The organism is Tahibacter aquaticus (assembly GCF_004363655.1).
GTDB classification, from domain to species: domain Bacteria; phylum Pseudomonadota; class Gammaproteobacteria; order Xanthomonadales; family Rhodanobacteraceae; genus Tahibacter; species Tahibacter aquaticus.
The window spans coordinates 1-17,345 of sequence record NZ_SNZH01000029.1 but is presented as its reverse complement, the minus strand read 5'-3'; the positions used below and the strand labels follow the sequence as shown (position 1 = coordinate 17,345).

The 17,345-nt window shown below is 65.1% G+C and carries 9 protein-coding genes; 6 read left to right on the top strand and 3 right to left on the bottom strand.

Going from position 1 to position 17,345, the window contains the following annotated elements; genetic code table 11:
• Positions 1-42: 42 nt before the first annotated feature.
• From DFR29_RS27785 to DFR29_RS27775, 3 genes are read right to left on the bottom strand one after another with little or no spacing between them, the layout of a single operon-like run.
• Entirely contained in the window at positions 43-3,213 is a 3,171-nt protein-coding gene (locus DFR29_RS27785; RefSeq protein ID WP_133821907.1) for a multidrug efflux RND transporter permease subunit, read from the bottom strand.
• 18 nt (positions 3,214-3,231) lie between these two features.
• Positions 3,232-4,407, bottom strand: coding sequence for an efflux RND transporter periplasmic adaptor subunit (locus tag DFR29_RS27780; RefSeq protein ID WP_133821906.1), 1,176 nt, complete (start codon positions 4,405-4,407; stop codon positions 3,232-3,234).
• On the bottom strand, positions 4,404-5,048 hold the full coding sequence (locus DFR29_RS27775) for a TetR/AcrR family transcriptional regulator (RefSeq protein WP_166654398.1): 645 nt from the start codon (positions 5,046-5,048) through the stop codon (positions 4,404-4,406). Before DFR29_RS27775 ends, DFR29_RS27780 begins: the two co-directional genes overlap by 4 nt.
• A 380-nt stretch (positions 5,049-5,428) precedes the next feature.
• Here DFR29_RS27775 and DFR29_RS27770 point away from each other — a divergent pair, with 380 nt between their 5' ends.
• From DFR29_RS27770 to DFR29_RS27740, 6 genes are all read left to right on the top strand, one after another.
• Complete coding sequence (locus tag DFR29_RS27770; protein ID WP_133821904.1) at positions 5,429-10,375, top strand: NAD-glutamate dehydrogenase; 4,947 nt, start codon at positions 5,429-5,431, stop codon at positions 10,373-10,375.
• A 260-nt stretch (positions 10,376-10,635) separates the two neighbouring features.
• Positions 10,636-12,822, top strand: a complete 2,187-nt coding sequence (locus DFR29_RS30385; RefSeq protein WP_133821903.1) for a S8 family serine peptidase — start codon at positions 10,636-10,638, stop codon at positions 12,820-12,822.
• A 224-nt stretch (positions 12,823-13,046) separates the two neighbouring features.
• Positions 13,047-13,811, top strand: coding sequence for an NAD kinase (locus DFR29_RS27760; RefSeq protein ID WP_133821902.1), 765 nt, complete (start codon positions 13,047-13,049; stop codon positions 13,809-13,811).
• A gap of 124 nt (positions 13,812-13,935) precedes the next feature.
• Positions 13,936-15,138, top strand: coding sequence for an ATP-binding protein (locus DFR29_RS27755; protein WP_133821901.1), 1,203 nt, complete (start codon positions 13,936-13,938; stop codon positions 15,136-15,138).
• Positions 15,135-16,121, top strand: a complete 987-nt coding sequence (locus DFR29_RS27750) for a ParA family protein (protein WP_133821900.1) — start codon at positions 15,135-15,137, stop codon at positions 16,119-16,121. The genes DFR29_RS27755 and DFR29_RS27750 overlap by 4 nt, the downstream gene beginning before the upstream one ends.
• Positions 16,122-16,787: 666 nt before the next feature.
• Positions 16,788-17,063 (top strand): hypothetical protein, encoded by a 276-nt coding sequence (locus tag DFR29_RS27740; protein WP_133821898.1) that lies wholly within the window; start codon positions 16,788-16,790, stop codon positions 17,061-17,063.
• Positions 17,064-17,345: the final 282 nt, after the last annotated feature.

Here is a 17,345-nt window from a genome sequence, read left to right as displayed (position 1 = left end):
GGGCTGGGTGAAGGGGCAGGCCTTCCAGCGTGCCCCTCCCTTTCAGTGTGCCCCACCATCTGGTCCTTCGACCTTCTTGTGCTGCGCCGGATCTTCGTCCGTCCGGTCGCCCAGCAAGCGGCGGACTGCGACGTAGAAGATCGGCACGAACAGCAGGCCGAGGAAGGTCGCGAACACCATGCCACCGATGACGCCGGTGCCGATGGCATGGCGGGCGTTGGCGCCGGCACCGGAGGAAATGGCCAGCGGCAGCACGCCGAGGATGAAGGCGAACGAGGTCATCAGGATCGGGCGCATGCGCAGGCGGCCCGCATCGATGATGGCTTCGCGCAGGGGCTTGCCTTCGCGCTGGGCTTCCACGGCGAACTCGATGATCAGGATCGCGTTCTTGGCGGCCAGGCCGATGATGGTGATCAGGCCGATCTTGAAGTAGACGTCGTCGGGTAGTCCGCGCATCAGCGAGAACACCACGGCGCCAAGTATGCCCAGCGGCACGATCAGCATCACCGAGACGGGAATCGACCAGCTTTCGTACAGCGCGGCGAGGCAGAGGAACACCACCAGGATGGACAGGCCGAACAGCAGCGGCGCCTGGTTGCCAGAGACGATTTCCTGCAGCGACTGGCCGGACCAGTCGAAGCCGAAGCCGCTGGGCAGGTCTTTTTCCACAATGCCCTGTATTGCGGCCATCGCTTCGCCGGAGCTGCGGCCGGGGACCGGCGAGCCGACGATTTCGATGGCGGAATAGCCGTTGTAGCGCACCAGGGCCGGCGGGCCGAGCACCCATTGCGAATGCACCACGCTGGAGAGCGGAATCATGTTCGGCGTGGTGCTGCTGCTGTTGCCGCTGGCGGGCAGGGAGCTGGGCAGGAAGATGCGGCTAAAGGCTTCCGGGCCCATGCGGAACGGCGCATCGGCCTGCAGCACCACGCGCAGTACGCGGCCCTGGTAGAAGAAGTCGTTCGCGTACACCGGCGCCAGCATCAGCTGGATGGCGCTGAACACATCGGTCACGGCCAGGCCCATGGATTGCGCCTGGATGCGGTCGATGTCGATCTTCAGCTGCGGCGAATCCTGCAGGCCGTTGGGACGCACGCCCTGCAGCACGTCTTTCATTTCGCCGGCTTTGCCGAGCAGCTGGTTCTGTGCTGCGACCAGGGCTTCGTGACCGGCGCCGCTGCGATCCTGCAGGTACATGTCGAAACCGCCGAAAGCGCCCAGACCCTGGATGGTCGGCAGGTTGACCACGAAGGCCTGCGCATCCTTCAGGCCCATGAACAGCGCGCCGTTGGCCTGCTGGATGAAGGTCATCGCGTCGGTGTCGCGATCCTTCCAGGGTTTCAGGCGGATGAACGCCATGCCGACGTTGTCGGCCTGGCCGATGAAGCTGAAGCCGCTGACCTGCAGCACCGCTTCCACCGCTTCATTCTTGGACAGGATTTCATTGACGGTCTGCATCGCCTCGGTCGTGCGCTGCAGCGAGGCGCCCGGCGGCAGCTGCACGATGGCCAGGGTATAGCCCTGGTCTTCTTCCGGCACGAAGCTGCCCGGCATGCGCGTGTAGAGGAAGCCGCACAGCACCACGACGACGGCGAACAGCGCCATCCAGCGGCGCGGTCGCTTGACCGCATGCGTGGTCTGGCGCGTATACGTGGTGAGGGCGCGGTCGAATACGCGGTTGAACCAGCGGAAGAACGCATTGGGTTTCGGATGCGTAGGCTTGAGCATGGTCGCGCACAGGGCCGGCGTGAACGACAGCGCGAGCAGGGCCGAGAAGCCCATCGAGATGGCGATGGTCAGGGCGAACTGGCGGTAGATGGCACCGACCGAGCCGCCTTGCATGGCCGAGGGAATGAACACGGCAGCCAGCACCACGGTGATCGCGATGACCGCGCCGGTGATCTGGCCCATGGCTTTCTTGGTCGCTTCCTTGGGCGAGAGGTGTTCCTCGCTCATGATGCGTTCCACGTTCTCGATCACCACGATGGCGTCGTCGACCACGATGCCGATGGCCAGCACCATGCCGAACAGCGACAGCTGGTTGATGGTGAAGCCGACGAAGTACATGCCGAGGAAGGTGCCCATCAGCGCGACCGGAATGACCAGGGTCGGGATCAGGGTGGCGCGCAGGTTCTGCAGGAATACCAGCATCACCACGAACACCAGCACCACGGCGATGACCAGCGTCTCGACCACTTCCAGGATCGACAGCTTGATGAACGTGGTGCTGTCGTAGGGCACGAACCACGATACGCCCGACGGGAAGCTGGGCTGCATTTCGGCCATGCGCTGCTTTACCGCGTTGGCCACGTCCAGCGCGTTGGCGCCGGGCAGCAGCTGCACGGCGAAGCCGGCGATGGCGTTCTTGCCGTAATACGTGGCGCGGCCGTAGGCGAACGGCCCCAGCTCCACGCGGCCGACGTCCTTGATGCGTACCGTGGTGCCGTCGGCCGAGGTGCGCAGTACGATATTTTCAAATTGTTGCGGAGTGGAAAAACGCCCTTCGGCCATGACCGTGGCCGAGATGCCCTGCTGGTCGATGGTCGGCGTGCTGCCGATGGAACCCGACGCGAACTGCACGTTCTGGCCACGGATGGCGTTGAGCACGGCGCTGGGCGCCATGCCGTAGCCCTGCAGCTTGTCCGGGTCGAGCCAGATGCGCATGGCGTATTCGGAACCGAACTGGGTGGCGCTGCCGACACCCGCGACGCGCTGGATCTGGTCGAGGATGCGCGAGGAAATGATGTTGTTCAGCGCATACGAATCCTGCGAGCCGTCGTCGGATTTCAGCGCGGCGACCATGAGGAAGCCGGCATTCGCCTTGGCCACCACCACGCCTTGCTGGGTGACGTCGGTCGGCAGGCGCGGCAGCGCCAGCGAGACGCGGTTCTGCGTCTGCACCTGGGCGATGTCGGGGTCGGTGCCGCTGTTGAAGGTCAGCGTGATCGAGGCGTTGCCGCTGGCGTTCGACGTGGAGCTGAAATACAGCAGGTTGTCGATGCCGTTGAGCTGCTGTTCGATCACCTGGGTGACGGTCTTTTCCACCGTCTCGGCGCTGGCACCGGCATAGGTGGCGCTGACGACGACCTGGGGCGGGGCGATCTGCGGATACGATTCCACGCCCAGGCGCACGGTACAAAGTATACCGCCCAGCGTGATCAGTATCGCGATCACCCAGGCGAAGATCGGGCGTTCGATGAAGAAATGAGGCACGGAAATTTCTCCTTGGCCTTAGTGCGTGGCCGGGGCTTGCGGGGCGGCCTGGGCTGCCTTGTCCAGTTGTTCCTGCGGCACGGCCTTGGCCGGCGCATCCGGGCGGGCCTTCTGCACGCCGGACACGATGACCTGGTCGCCGTCGGCGATGCCGCTCTTCACCACCCAGTCCGCGCCGTGCAGCTCGCCCAGCTCCACGTGCTTGAGCTGGACCTTGCTGTCGGCGCCGACCACGAGCACGTAGGCGCCCTTGGGATCGCGCTGGATGGCGCGCTGCGGCACCAGGAACGCCTGTTCCAGTTCACCTTGCACCACTTTCACTTTTACAAACATGCCCGGCAGCAGGTTGCGCTCGGGATTGGGAAAGGTCGCGCGCAGCGACATCGTGCCGGTGGCCGGGTCGACCGCCAGGTCGGCAAAGCTCATCGAGCCGGTCTGGGCGTAGGGCGTGCCGTCGGGCAGGGACAGCTGCACTTCGACCTTGTCCGCGGCGGCCAGCTTGAGCTTGCCGGCGGCCTGGGCGGTGCGCAGCTGCGACACTTCGGCGGCGGACTGGCTGAAGTCCACATAGATCGGATCGATCTGCTCGACCACGGTCAGCGGGGTGACTTCGCCCTGGCCAACCAGCGCACCTTCGGTGACCAGGGCGCGGCCGGCGCGGCCGTCGATGGGCGCGGTCACCGCGGCATAGCCCAGGCTGAGCTTGGCCGATTCCAGCGCGGCCTGCGCCTGCTTCACCGCCGCGGCGCTGGTGCGCTGGCTGGCGATGGCGTCGTCCAGGTCTTGCTTGGCGAGTACGCCGCGCGCGGCCAGGTCCTGATAGCGCTTGGCCTTGGCTTCGGCATTCGCCGCGGTGGCGCGGGCCTGGCCCAGGGCTGCCTGGCTGGCATTCAGCGAGGCCTGCAGCGTTGCCGGATCGATCTGGAACAGGGCCTGGCCGGCCTTGACGTCGCTGCCTTCGGTATACAGGCGGCGTTCGACGATGCCGGGTACGCGGGCACGCACTTCGGCAGTACGGGTGGCAGCCAGGCGGCCGACCAGTTCGCGCGTCAGCGGCACAGAGGCGGCTTTGACGCTGACCACGCCCACTTCCGGCGGCGGCGGAGCCTGGGGTTGTTCGGCCTTCTTGCCGCAGGCGGCCAGGCTCAGCAGCAAGGCGGCGGGGAGTAGCAGGCGCAAGGTCTGCGGGCTCATGAGGACATCCTTGATCGGGTGGACGAGGGAAAGGTAGTAGCGGGCTCGCGATGTGCGCGTAGAAACGAATCGATGGCGCGGTCGGCCCATTCTTCTCGCTGCTGCAGGGTGTCGCGACCTCCCAGGCCGAGGCGGCGGCGGTCGATGTCGAAACCGACCAGCATGCCGAGCAGCATTTCGGCCAGGGCCAGGGCATCGTCCTGGCGCAGCTCGCCGCGTTGCATCGCGGCATTCAGGCATTCGGCCAGGCGCTGCTGGATGTTCAGTGCGCCGGCGTTGAACAGCGCCTTGGCTTCTTCGGGAAAACGGGCGATGTCGGTAGTGAGCATGCGCACGGCGGTGATAGTACGCGGCTCGGCCAGGTGTTCCAGATGGGCGCGGGCGAAGCTTCGCAACGCGGCTTCGAGGTCTTCGCAATCGGTGGCGAGGCTGGCGCCGATGGGGCCGAGCAATTCGTTCACCACACTGCGGAACAGGCCTTCCTTGTTGCCGAAGTGGGCGTAGACGGTCTGCTTGGAGCAGCCGGCACGCTGGGCGACGGCGTCCATGCTCACGGCATAGCCCATCTCGAACATGAGTTCGATGGCGGCTTCGCGCATGCGCTGGTGGCGTTTGGACGTACTGGCGGGGGAGGCGGGCATCGTGGGTTGGACTGTACCGTCCAGTTTAGAATTGGCGCGGAGCATAGGTGTTCGTTGGGCCGGCGTCGATGGGGGCTAGACCAAAGTAGCGATCCGCTGGGGTATCTTCTTCCCGCGAAGGCGGTGGGGTAGAGCAAGCTCTTGCATAAGCCTCGGCCGGCGCCGGGCCGCAAGCGGCACCTCCAGATCGGTGTGGCAATGGCACTGGCAATCCGCGCTCGCTCAAGCCTGGTGCGGAGGCCTTGCGCACCCGCTGCGCGAAACCCGTCCAGCCTCCATGACCCTGCGTTAAACGCCCGTTTTTAGGGGGATTTTCGGCTGGATTCAGATGCCGCACAGGCGTATCCTCCGCGCCTCTTTCATTAGCTTCAGGGAAGCCCATGTCCGCCAAGAGCGAGATTGCGCAGGCGCCGGCCGTCGAGGCCGTGCTGACGGAACTCAAGAGCACGCTCACTGCTGCACGGCTCAAGGAGGCGCAGACGTTCACCGCACACCTGCTCAAGCGCGTGACGGCGGACGATCTGGCCAGCCGCCCGGCAGCGCAATGGGGGGCGATGGCGCTGGACCTGCTCGAATTCGTACGCGTGCGCAAGCCGGGTGAAGCACGCGTCCGCGTGTTCAACCCCAGCCTGGACGACCAAGGCTACGACTCCACGCATACCGTGCTGCAGGTGGTCACCGAAGATTCGCCCTTCCTGGTGGATTCGGTGTCCATGGCAGTCAGCGCCGCGGGCCTGCTGGTGCATGCGATCGTGCATCCGGTCTACCGCGTCGAGCGCGACGCCGGCGGCCATGTGCTGGTGCTCGGCATCGATACCGACGGCGGCAAGGGCAAGACGGAATCGGTGATGCATTTCGAACTCAGCCGCATCGCCGAGGCCGAGGAAATCAAGCGCCTGCAGCTGTCGGTGCAGCGCTCGCTCAAGGATGTTCGCTCCGCCGTCGCCGACTGGTCGGCCATGCGCGACAAGATGCTCGCGCTGTCGCGCGAACTGCCGCAGCGCAAGCTGCCGGTCGATGCGGCCGGCGTCGCCGAGGCGCAGGAATTTCTCAACTTTGTTGCAAACGATCATTTTACCTTCCTGGGCTACCGCGAATACGCCGTCGACCAGGCCAGCGACGCGCTGATCACCGTACCCAGTTCCGGCCTGGGCATCCTGCGCCAGGACGAAGACGCCAGCCCGCGCCCGCTCAAGAGCCTGGTCGCCCGCGAGCTGCCGCAGTCGGGTTCCACCGACGCGATCATCCTGACCAAGACCAATTCCCGCGCCACGGTGCATCGCCCGGGCTACATGGACTACATCAGCGTGCTCGGCTTCAACGATGCCGGCGTGCCGGTGACCGAGCAGCGCTTCCTTGGCCTGTTCACCTCCGGCGCGTACATGCGCCGGCCGCAGGACGTGCCGCTGGTGCGGCAGAAAGTGGAATCGGTGCTGCTGCGCTCCGGCCTGCGCCGCGAATCGCATTCGGGCAAGGCGCTGCGGCACATCCTCGATACCCTGCCGCGGGACGAACTGTTCCAGGCCACCGAGGACGAACTGTTCGGCACCGTGATGGGCGTGCTGCAGCTGCAGGAGCGCACGCGTTCGCGCATCTTCGTGCGCCGCGACAAGTACGGCCGCTTCTTCTCCTGCCTGGTATTCATTCCCCGCGACCGCTTCGATAACGCCACGCGCGAGAAGATCGAGGCCATGCTCAAGCGCGCCCTGCACGGCGACCGCGTCGATTCCACCGTACAGGTGGGCGAATCGCCGCTGGCACGCCTGCACCTGATCATCCGGCCCAAGCCCGGCGAAAGCGCCAGCTACGACGTGGCCGAGATCGAGCAGAAGCTGGTGCAGATCGTGCGCAACTGGTCCGACGAACTGCGCGATGCCCTGGTGCAGAAGCACGGCGAGGACAAGGGCCTCAAGCTCGCCAACAAGTACGGCAAGGCGCTGCCGGCCAGCTACATCGAGGAAGTGACGCCGCACCTGGCGGTGGCCGACGTGGAAGCCGCCGCGGCGCTGAAGACGCCGGAAGACATCCGCCTGTCGCTGTACCGCTCGCGCAAGAAGGGCGAAGGCCTGCGCTTCAAGCTGTTCCGCTACGGCGCGCCGATCACCTTGTCCGATGCCCTGCCCATGCTGGAAAACATGGGCCTGAAGATCGTTTCGGAACACCCCTACGAAATGGACCTGGGCGAGTCGACCATCTCGATCCAGGATTTCGACGTGCAGACCGCCACGGCCTGCGAGTTCGACATCGACGAAGTGCGTGAAGCCTTCCAGAACGCCTTCGAGCGCATCTGGCGCGGCCAGGCCGAGAACGACGGCTTCAACAAGCTGATCCTCGGCGCGCAGATGGACTGGCGCCAGGTCGCCATGCTGCGCGGCTACTGCAAATACCTGCTGCAGACCGGCGTGCCGTTCTCGCAGGCCTACATGGAAGCCACGGTCAACCTGTATCCGGCCATCGCCGGCCTGCTGGTGGAACTGTTCGAAATCAAGTTCGACCCGGCCCGCGAAGGGGCTTCCAAGGCCACGGTGGAACAGGCGCGCAAGCGCCTGGCCAAGGAACTCGACGCGCTGGTGCCCGACGACGTGCGCGCCAGCAACGCGCTGGCGTTCGAGGCCCTGTATGCCGCGCGCGGCGAATCGCGCGAGGTGCAGGCCGATGCGGTGATCGCGGTGATCCGCGTGCTGCTCGATCGCGTCGCCAGCCTCGACGAAGACCGCATCCTGCGCAGCTTCATGGGTGTGATCCGCGCCACCTTGCGCACCAGCTACTACCAGCTCGACGGCAACAAGCCGAAGGACTACATCAGCTTCAAGTTCGACCCCGCGCAGGTGCCCGACCTGCCCAAGCCGAAACCCTATCGCGAAATCTTCGTCTATTCGCCGCGCGTCGAAGGCGTGCACCTGCGCTTCGGCCCGGTCGCCCGCGGCGGCCTGCGCTGGTCCGACCGGCGCGAAGATTTCCGCACCGAGGTGCTGGGCCTGGTCAAGGCGCAGATGGTGAAGAACACGGTCATCGTGCCTGTCGGCTCCAAGGGCGGCTTCTTCGTCAAGCGTCCGCCGGTCGGCGGTGATCGCGACGTGCAGCTGGCCGAAGGCATCGCCTGCTACCGCATGTTCATCAATGGACTTCTGGACATTACCGACAACATCGTCGACGGCCAGATCGTCCATCCGCGCAACGTGGTGCGCCACGACGCCAACGATCCCTACCTCGTCGTTGCCGCGGACAAGGGCACGGCCACGTTCTCCGACATCGCCAATTCGATCTCCGCCGACCACGGCTTCTGGCTGGGCGACGCCTTCGCCTCGGGCGGTTCGGTCGGCTACGACCACAAGGGCATGGGCATCACCGCCAAGGGCGGCTGGGAATCGGTCAAGCGCCATTTCCGCGCCCTGGGCCGCGACTGCCAGAGCGAAGACTTCACCTGCGTCGGCATCGGCGACATGTCCGGCGACGTGTTCGGCAACGGCATGCTGCTGTCCAAGCACATCCGCCTGCTGGCCGCGTTCGACCACCGGCATATCTTCCTCGACCCCAACCCGGATTCGGCCATCTCGTTCAAGGAGCGCACGCGCATGTTCGCGTTGCCGCGCTCTTCCTGGGCCGACTACGACGCCAGCCTGATTTCCAAGGGCGGCGGCATTTTCCCGCGCAGCGCCAAGACCATGCCGGTTTCGCCGGAAATCCGCGCCGTGCTCGGCATCGACGACGGCGTGGAACAGATGTCGCCGAACGACCTGATGCGCGCGATCCTCAAGGCGCCGGTCGACCTGCTCTGGAACGGCGGCATCGGCACCTACGTCAAATCGGAAGCGGAAACCAATGCCGACGCGGGCGACCGCGCCAACAACGCCATCCGCATCAACGGCCGCGAGCTGCGCTGCAAGCTGGTAGGCGAGGGCGGCAACCTCGGCATGACCCAGCGCGGCCGCATCGAGGCCTCGCTCAACGGCGTGCTGATGAACACCGACTTCATCGACAACTCCGCCGGCGTGGACACCTCCGATCACGAGGTGAACATCAAGATCCTGCTCGGCGACGCGGTGCATCGCGAAGAGCTGACGCTGGAAGCGCGCAACGTGCTGCTCGCCGACATGACCGACGAAGTCGAGCGCCTGGTGCTGATGGACAACTACCGGCAGAACCAGGCCATCAGCGTGATGGAACGCATGTCGGTCAGCCGCCTGGGCGCCAAGCAGCACTTCGTGCGCACGCTGGAAGCGCAGGGCCTGCTCGACCGCCAGATCGAATTCCTGCCGTCCGATGCAGAGTTCGCCGAACGCAAGGCACGCGGCCTGGGCCTGACCCGGCCCGAGCTGTCCATCCTGCTGTCGTATTCCAAGATCGTGCTGTTCCAGCAGCTGCTCGACTCCGACGTACCGGAAGATGCCTACCTCTCGCGCGAGCTCAAGCGCTACTTCCCCGAGCCGCTGCAGGAGAAGTATTCGGCGCACATGGAACGCCATCGCCTGAAGCGCGAAATCATCGCCACCGCGGTGACCAACTCGATGATCAACCGCATGGGCGCGACCTTCGTGCTGCGCATGCAGGAAGACACCGGCCAGGCGCCGGCGCCCGTGGCCAAGGCCTATACCATCGCGCGCGAAGTGCTCGATGCGCGCGACCTGTGGGCCGGCATCGAGGCGCTGGACGGCAAGGTCAACGGCAATGCGCAGATCGATGCGCTGCTGGTGATCTGGCAGCTGCTGCGCAACATGACGCGCTGGCTGCTCAACCAGCCCGGCGAATCGCTGGATATCGCCAAGGCGGTGACGCGTTACCAGCCCGGCATGCTCAAGCTGAAGCAGTCGCTGGCCGAAGTGCTGTCGGCGAGCGAACGCGCCGCCTTCGATGCCGCCCGCGAACGCTGGCTGGGCCAGGGCTTCCCGCAGGAGCTGGCCGAACAGCTGGCCGGCGTGCCGGCGCTGGTCTCGGCGCTGGACATCATCGATACCGCCGAAGACAACAAACTGGCCGTGCCCGAAGTGGCACAAGTGCACTTTGCCCTGGGCGAGGCACTGCACCTGAAGTGGCTGATGTCAAAGGTGGAAGAGTTGACCGTGGAAACGCGCTGGCATGCCCACGCACGCGGCTCGCTGCGCGACGAGCTGTACCAGCAGCACCGGGCGCTGGCGGCCCAGGTGCTCAAGGGCGGCAAGGGCAGCGGCGCGGCGCTGGTGGAGCAGTGGCTCAACCGCGACGACGCCTCGCTCAAGTTCACCCTGGGCATGTTTGCCGACATGCGCAGCCAGGTCGTCACCGACTATCCCATCGTGTCGGTCGCGGTGCGCCGCCTGGCCCAGCTGGTACAGGCCGGCGCGCGCTGAGGTTTCGCACCGTAGTAGCGCGTTGACGGTGATGGACTGCGTTCCGGCGCAGTCCATCCGCCCGCCGGCGGGCGCGATCGCACTCACGATCCCGCACGCCTGCCGTGCGGCCTCGTTGGCATGGGTTGGATGGATGAAAGCGGCTTTCCAGTGGATTGGAACGCACGCGGCCAAACGTGTGAATTGCCGTTCTTCGCCGTCGCTACGCCACGGCGAAGTCGCGCTATGGTCGCGCTGTCCCCTTTGCCCGGAGCCCGCGCATGCCGTATCGATTGCCGCCTTCCCTGTGCCGTAGCCTGCTCGGGCTGGCGCTCGCCACCGCCGCGCTACCGGCGCTCGCCGCGTCCTGGGCGCGTATCGAGCCGTCGCAGGCCGCCGCCGCGCGGGCGGCCGGTGTCGCCGTGGTCGAGGACTACGGCAGCTTTCTCTGGGTGCGCGGCGATGCCCAGCGCCTGCGCGCACTCGGCATCACCGATGCGGCGGAGGCCCTCGATGCGTTCGGCCTGCAGTTGGGCGCCACGCGTTTCGATCCGCTCGCCAGCTACCCCGATTCCCTGCAGCAGATCGCCGCGGAAACCGCGCCGCGGCTGCACCTGCTGCAGTTCCACGGCCCGGTCAAGCAGGCCTGGCTGGACAGCCTCGGCGCGCAAGGCGTGACCGCGGTGCAATACCTGGCACCGGATGCCTACGTGGTCTGGGGCAGCGGCGAAAACCTCGCCCGCGCCGCCGCCGGCAGCCGCGAAGTGCGCTGGGCCGGCGAATTCCGCCGCGAGTGGCGGCACAACGGCGTGACGGCAACCGCCAAGCGCGGCAACGTGCGCGTCTGGCTGTACCGTCCTGCCCAGGTGGACGAGGCCCACCTGCGCCTGGCCGGCGCCGAGGTGCTGGATCGCGCGCCGATCGACGCCAGCTTCGACGAAGTGCGCGCCCGCGCCGACGCGGCCACGCTGGACAACCTGCTGCAGATTCCCGGCGTCTACGCCGTGCTGCCGCTGAAGACCTCGGGCGGCAACCGCGGCGAAGTCGGCGATGCCATCAGCATGAACATGTTCGGCAGCGGCGGCGTGCCGCAGGCCGGCTACCGCGCGCGCCTCACCCAGGCCGGCGTGGACGGCAGCGGCGTGATCATGGCCAATATCGATACCGGCATCTTCGAGAACAACCCCTCGCTGGTGGCGCGCATGCTGCCCTGCACCGGCAGCAGTTGCGGCGGCAGCGCCAGCAGCAGCCACGGCACGCATACGGCCGCGATCATGGCTGGCGACGGCGGTGCCGGCACGGCGGTCAACGGCTTCCAGCGCGGCCTGGGCATGGCGCCGGGCGCACGCCTGGTCGAGCAGGTCTACTCGCCCACCTTCACCCAGGCCGGCGGCCTGCTCAAGCTGATGACCCAGTCCTACGCCAACGGCGCCGTGCTGTCGGGCAACAGCTGGGGACCGTCAGCGTCGCCCGTCGGCTACGACGGCGACACGCGCCAGGTAGATGTCGGCGCACGCGATACCGACCCGGCCCTGGCCGGCGACCAGCCGCTGATCTACGTGCTGTCGATCATGAACGGCTACGGCGGCACCAGCAGCCAGGGTTCGCCCGACGAAGCCAAGAACGTGATCACCGTCGGCTCGACCTGGGGCGAAACCGGCCCCGGCGTGCCCGATACCGCGCGCCTGAACAGCCTGAGCACCAACAGCGGCCACGGCCCGGCGCTGGACACGCGGCGCATTCCGCACCTGGTGGCGCCGGGCTGCGAGATCGACTCGGCCATCAACGCGACCGGCTACGGCCTGGATTGCGGCACCAGCATGGCCTCGCCGCACGTGGCCGGCGCGGCCGGCCTTTTTGTACAGAAATACCGAAATGACAATGGCGGCGCCACGCCGAGCCCGGCCCTGGTCAAGGCAGCCCTGCTCGCCTCGGCGCAAGACCTGTTCGGCGGCAACGACGCCGACGGCATCGCCCTGGTCCACCGCCCCGACAACAAGCAGGGCTGGGGCCGCCTGCGCACCGACCGCCTGCTGGCCCAGGACGCGACCGTCTGGTACTACGACCAGCAGACCGTGCTCGGCAGCACCGGCGAGGTGTGGAAGCGCGACCTGCGCCCGGTCGACCCGACCAAGCCGGTGCAGGTGATGCTGGTCTATACCGACGCCCCCGGCCACGGCCTGGGCGGCAGCCAGGCGGCCTGGAACAACGACCTCGACCTGCTCGTATTCAGCGACAGAGTGCGCTTTCGCGGCAATGTATTCGACGCCGCCGGCAACTCCGCCACCGGCGGTACGGCCGACCCGCGCAACAACGTCGAAGCCGTGATGCTGACGCCGGAACAGGTCGGCGCCACCCTGCGCGTGCAGGTGACCGCGGCGAACATCAACTCGGATGCCCTGCCCAACAGCGGCGACGGCACCGAGCAGGATTTCGCCATCGTCTGCCGCAACTGCCGCGTGCCCTAGCCGAGGACGGCGCGCCGCCGCTTGCTGTGGCGGCGCGTTTCTTTCGACGCTTCGATAACACGGCCACGGTCGCTCCGTGACCTGCGGTCGGCGGCATCGTCGACGTGGTTTCGCTCCAGCGCGAATGGCGGTTGCCTGATCCGGCACACGCCATCGGGCGCCAGTAGCCGCCGCGCCTCCCGCTGCGGTTACACTCGGCCGACCCCGGACAGCAGCGTACAGCGATGAGCCAGCGCATCTACTTCGTGGCCAGCAAGACGGAAGACGCCCAGGCCGCGCTCACCCTCGCCCGCGAACGCTTCGGCGAAACGCCACTGGATGAAGCCAACGTCATCGTCGCCTTCGGCGGCGACGGCTTCATGCTGCAGACCCTGCACCGCCACAACGCGCGCTGCCTGCCCGTCTACGGCATGAAGCTGGGCACGGTCGGCTTCCTCATGAACCAGTACCGCATGGACGACCTCGACCAACGCATCGCCCGCGCCCAGCCCACCACGCTGCGCCCGCTGATGATGGAAGTGCAGACCGAATCCGGCTCCACCGTCGCCGCCACCGCCTTCAACGAAGTGTCGCTGCTGCGCCAGACCAAGCAAGCCGCCCACGTGCGCGTGTCGCTCAACGGCATCGTCAAACTCGAAGAACTCGTCTGCGACGGCATCCTGCTCTCATCCCCCGCCGGCTCCACCGCCTACAACCTCTCTGCCCACGGCCCCATCCTGCCGCTGGGCTCCAACGTGCTCGCCCTCACACCGATCAGCCCGTTCCGCCCGCGGCGCTGGCGCGGCGCCATCCTGCCGTCCGCCACGCAGGTGCGCTTCGAAGTGCTCGACCACTACAAGCGGCCCGTCAGCGCGACGGCCGACTCGTACGAAGTGCGCGACATTGTGGAAGTGACGATTTTCGAATCGCAGGAGAAGACGGTGAGTTTGTTGTTCGATCCGGAGCACAATCTGGAGGATCGGATTTTGAATGAGCAGTTTGAGATTTAGCTTTTTTAGCATCGTCGGCTGGTTGGCCTCTACCATCAGGCTTGCGCGTCCAACCAATCCGCAATAACAGCAGTCAAGTCGGATGCCTCTGCGGCGCGGCGGCTTCAATGAAGGAAGATTCTGCATGGCCCAATTCGGCGACCAGGACTTGGAACGGCTGCTGACAGATCTTGAATCAGATCGGGTCGAACGCAAACAATCATTCAATGGCGCCGCGCCTACGACGGTGCGTGAGGCCGTATGTGCGTTCGCTAACGACCTTGCGGGACATAAGATGGCTGGCGTGATCTTCATTGGTGCGCGAGACGATGGCTTGCCGATGGAAGGATTTGTCGTTTCGGACGAACTTCTGCGGCAGCTGGCTGATATCAAGACAGACGGCAACATAGTTCCGCCTCCGTCACTCTTGGTAGAAAAGCGCACGCTACGAGACCACGATTTGGCCGTAGTAACGGTACAACCGTGCGACACTCCGCCAGCGCGCTTCAAAGGGCGCATCCACGTGCGCTGGGGCCCGCGTCGTGGCCTTGCGACGGCTCAGGACGAGCGCATTCTGAACGAGCGCCGTCGTCATCGTGACCGACCTTATGACGTCCAGCCTGTACTCGACGCCGGAGTGGACGAGCTCGATCGTTTGCGTTTCGAACAGGAGTATTTGCCCGCTTTGGTCGCGCGCGATGTTCTTGTCGCCAATGACCGCACATACGAGCAGAAACTTGCGGCGACCAAGATCGTAACGAGCGAAAACGAGCCTGTGCCGACTGTTCTGGGACTGCTCGTTGTTGGCAGATCACCGTCAGACTGGATTCCCGGCGCCTTCACGCTTTTCCTCCGGCTGGCGGGCAATGATCTCGCGGCACCTGTTGCTGACGAAGCAACTATCTATGGCACTGTTGGGGATCAGATTCGTCAGTTGGAAGAAAAGCTGGCTGCACACAACTTGCGCGGTGTGCGCTTTGCCGATACCGCCACTGAGGAACGCCGTGAGGCTTTTCCAATGGATGCGCTCAGGCAGCTGGTGCGTAACGCGCACATGCATCGAAGTTATGAGGCGACGAACACGCCAGTTCGTGTCTATTGGTTCGATGACCGCATCGAGATTCACAATCCCGGCGGGCCATTCGGAAGTGTAACTTCTGAAAACTTCGGTCAGCCGGGCATCACTGACTATCGCAATCCAAACTTGGCCGAAGCGTTGCGTGCTCTGGGTTACGTGCAACGTTTTGGCGCGGGCATTGCCATCGCCCGTCGGCATCTCGGAGAAAGGCTGGTTTTTGAGGTTCAACCGGGCGTGGTGGCAGCGATCATTCGCGGAGACACGCCATGACTGTCAACATCGCGTTCTTCAATAACAAGGGAGGCGTTGGAAAAACCTCGCTGGTTTATCACTGCGCCTTCATGTTCGCCGAGCAGGGGCGCCGAGTTCTCGCGGTCGATCTCGATCCGCAGTCCAATCTGTCGATCATGGCGTTGGATGAGGATCGGCTCGAAGCGCTTTGGCCGGACCATGACCATCCCAATACGTTGCATGGCGCCATTGCGCCTTTGTTCGGAGGCACGGGGGATATTCGGGAAGCACATATCGAGCATCTGAGTGATCGGCTGGGACTTCTGGTGGGCGACCTTGCGCTGTCACGGATTGAAGACGATCTTTCAACCGAGTGGCCCCGTTGTTTAGAAGGGCGTGAACGCGCTTTTCGCGTAACCACCGCATTCTGGCGTGTCATTGACGAAGCGGCGAAACGTCATCAGGCGGAAATCGTGCTACTTGACGTAGGGCCCAATCTCGGTGCCATCAATCGTGCATCGTTGGTCGCATCGACGCACGTCGTCGTGCCGGTGGCGCCTGATCTGTTTTCGCTCCAAGGGCTGAAGAACCTGGGGCCCACACTCCGTCGGTGGCGTGATACCTGGGCGCAGGCGCTTCCGAAGGCGCCGCCAAGTCTGGGGCAGATACCGCAAGGGGAAATGTATCCCATAGGATACGTACTCATGCAGCACGCCGAGCGTTTGGGGCGGCCGACCAAGGCGTATTCGAGGTGGAATCAGCGTCTGCCAGAAGTTTACTGGGAGAGTGTCCTTGGCATGTCGTCGGATTCCATGCCTGATAGCAACGAAAACCAGATTCACCGGATCAAGCACTACCGCAGTTTGATGCCGATGGCGATGGAAGCACGGAAGCCGATGTTCAAGCTGACCAGCGCAGATGGCGCGATTGGCGCGCACCAGAACAATGTGCACCAGTGCTACTCGGATTTCGACGCTCTCTCGTCAGAGATCATTACGCGGCTGGGTCGGAAGGACTTCTGACTGGGTCGTTGCGACTTTTTTGTCCAACGGAAGCGGTTTCTACTGCTCCGGAAGGACTTTCGACCGGGTCGTTGCGACTTTTTTGTCCAACCGAAGCGGTTTCTACTACCCCGGAAGGATTTTCGACTGGGTCGTTGCGACTTTTTTGTTCAACCGAAGCGGTTTCTACTGGTCCGGAGCGACTTTCGACTGGGTCGTCGCGACTTTTTTGGTCTACGGAAGCGGTTTCCACTACCGCGGAGCGACTTTCGACCGGGTAGCTGCCGTTCGCTGCGGGTGGCGACCGGGCAGGGTGGGAGCCGCAGGGCGCTGCACTGCCGGCGATGCCCATCGCGCCGCAACCGGCGCGATGGGCGAGGGCGAGGTGCTGCTACGTTTTGTCGTCGTCGGCCTTTTGGCGTGCGCTGTCGTGTCGACGAGATTCCGTACGTAGGCGCGTCGAACGTTCCGGTGTTGCAGTCCGGCGAATTTCTTAGGCTTCGAAGCGCTTTGCAACTACAGGTTGCAGCGCTGCAACTGTAGCGACACGACAGCGCGGGGAAGCTGGGATAGTGTGCGCTTCCCACCGCATAGGGCGGGTTGCATACGGGAGAACGTCATGCGTAAGTCCCTCGCCAGAAGACCTCTGGCTGGTTCAAAACCTTTCGCCAGCGGCAGGAGCGCACCATGAGCCAGCCATCCTTCTACCCCCTCGCCGGCGACAACAGCGAAACGCAGCCGGTCCTGTTCGCGCTCGCCCTCGACAATCCGCAACAGCGCAACGCGCTGCTCGACGAAGCGATGGCCCGCCTCAATGCCGCCACCGCGATGAGCGATGCGCTGGTCACTGCGCAGATCGAGCCGCATGGCGCACGCACACATGCGCCGTTTGCCGAGGCCATCGCCATCCTGTCGCGCGATGCGGCGCAGCTGATGCAGATTGCGCGCGGCGTAGTGGGGTAGGCCGCGGTGGCGCAGGGTGGGTCTTGACCCAACGCAGTTCGCGCAGCAGCCAACGGCAATATCGATAGCGCCGGACGCGTTGGTGGCGGATTGGGGGATACCGGGCCGACAGGTGGTGGATCGACAGGTGGTGGGTCAAGATCCACCCTAAGATGTCGTCCCGTCACAAGCGATGCGCTGGCCACGATTGAACCGCCCCGAGATTCCCGGAGACTCCGGATTGTGAGTCACGCCGTCATGGCGGACTCGCGGATTGCTGCGTAGTAGCGTGCCTCGGCTTCT

Excerpts from the sequence above, each read along its gene's own strand:
- DFR29_RS27770 (WP_133821904.1), top strand. The coding sequence starts at position 5,429 with ATGTCCGCCAAGAGCGAGATTGCGCAGGCGCCGGCCGTCGAGGCCGTG.
- DFR29_RS27780 (WP_133821906.1), bottom strand. The coding sequence starts at position 4,407 with ATGAGCCCGCAGACCTTGCGCCTGCTACTCCCCGCCGCCTTGCTGCTG.
- DFR29_RS27755 (WP_133821901.1), top strand. The coding sequence starts at position 13,936 with ATGGCCCAATTCGGCGACCAGGACTTGGAACGGCTGCTGACAGATCTT.
- DFR29_RS27760 (WP_133821902.1), top strand. The coding sequence starts at position 13,047 with ATGAGCCAGCGCATCTACTTCGTGGCCAGCAAGACGGAAGACGCCCAG.
- DFR29_RS27750 (WP_133821900.1), top strand. The coding sequence starts at position 15,135 with ATGACTGTCAACATCGCGTTCTTCAATAACAAGGGAGGCGTTGGAAAA.
- DFR29_RS30385 (WP_133821903.1), top strand. The coding sequence starts at position 10,636 with ATGCCGTATCGATTGCCGCCTTCCCTGTGCCGTAGCCTGCTCGGGCTG.
- DFR29_RS27740 (WP_133821898.1), top strand. The coding sequence starts at position 16,788 with ATGAGCCAGCCATCCTTCTACCCCCTCGCCGGCGACAACAGCGAAACG.
- DFR29_RS27775 (WP_166654398.1), bottom strand. The coding sequence starts at position 5,048 with ATGCCCGCCTCCCCCGCCAGTACGTCCAAACGCCACCAGCGCATGCGC.